The organism is Desulfotomaculum sp. OF05-3 (assembly GCF_003435535.1).
Taxonomy (GTDB): Bacteria; Bacillota; Clostridia; order Lachnospirales; family Lachnospiraceae; genus Pilosibacter; species Pilosibacter fragilis.
The window spans coordinates 1-1,272 of record NZ_QWGO01000085.1 but is presented as its reverse complement, the minus strand read 5'-3'; the positions used below and the strand labels follow the sequence as shown (position 1 = coordinate 1,272).

The window sequence follows — 1,272 nt, the reverse complement described above, 5'->3', positions numbered from 1 at the left end:
TGAAGTGCTATACTAACGTTGTAACAGTAGTGGCTAATAAGATATAATAAATCCAATAGAGAAAAGAGGTAATTATCATGCCACAAAGTTACACACCCGAATTTAAGAAAAAAATAGTACGTCTTCATGAAGAGGAAGGTCGTACCTACAAAAGCATCACCGCTGAGTATGGGGTATCGAAAGCCAGCATTTCTAAGTGGTGTAGCGAGTTTAGTAAAGAATGCCAGTCAAGCCCGGAAGCCAAAGAAGATTATGACAACATGAAGGAGATGCTCAGACTCAAAAGAGAAAACGAAGAACTTCGTAAGGAGAATCTTTTCTTAAAAAAAGCGGCGGCATTCTTTGCAAAGGAAATCGATTAGAGGCTTATCGATTCATCGAACAATATCATAATGAATTTGGCATTCGCTGGCTGCTTGGACGGCTGGATATATGCCCAAATGCTTATTACAACTACCGGAAACACCGGAAGGCGGATTATTATACCCTTAAAGCCGAAGTCCAAGCACAGATTCAGGAAATATATCATTCGCACAATGGAGTTGACGGCTATCGGAGTATGAAAGTTTATCTGGAGCGTAAAGGTTATTCTTACAGTAATACCACCGTTCATAAATATATGAACACAGAGCTTGGTCTCCGTTCGGTTGTCCGTCCAAAAAAGCCGGGATATGAGCATGGAAACCCGCATAAAGTATTCGATAATAAGCTGAAGCAAAATTTCACAGCAGATGAAATCAATCGAAAATGGTGCACGGATTTCACCTATCTGTTCCTTGCAAATCATGAAGTACGCTATAACTGCACTATTATAGATTTGCATGACCGGAGTGTGATTGCCAGCATAACAGATCGTAACATTACCAGTGATCTTGCGATCCGGACGCTCCGAAAAGCGCTGGAATCGCAGCCAACAATCAAAGATGGCCTTATCTTACATTCTGACCAGGGCTCACAGTATACGTCCAAAGCATTTACCGAATTCTGCGAATCGGTAAATGTGACACAGAGCATGAGCAAAGCAGGATATCCGTACGACAATGCACCGATGGAGCGTTACTTCAATACCTTGAAGAATGAATGCACAAATTTGTATGAGTTTACAACAGAGGAAACACTCTATCAAAAGGTAGAAGAATTTGCATACGTTGATTATAATCATGTTCGTCCACACAGTTATAATGGTTATCGAACCCCATATGAAGCAAGGACGGCAGCATAAATTGATAAGCACTATTTTTTTAGCCACAAGTGTTACAAAAAAGCTTGACC

General features: G+C 40.6%; 1 protein-coding gene. It reads left to right on the top strand.

What is annotated here, in order from left to right; all coding sequences use genetic code 11:
• Window positions 1–77: 77 nt before the first annotated feature.
• Window positions 78–1,222, top strand: a protein-coding gene (locus DXA87_RS17720) for an IS3 family transposase (protein ID WP_117505600.1) whose coding sequence is annotated in 2 segments (ribosomal slippage) — window positions 78–315 and window positions 315–1,222 — 1,146 coding nt in all. Because the reading frame shifts where the segments join, the coding sequence is not laid out codon by codon here.
• Window positions 1,223–1,272: the final 50 nt, after the last annotated feature.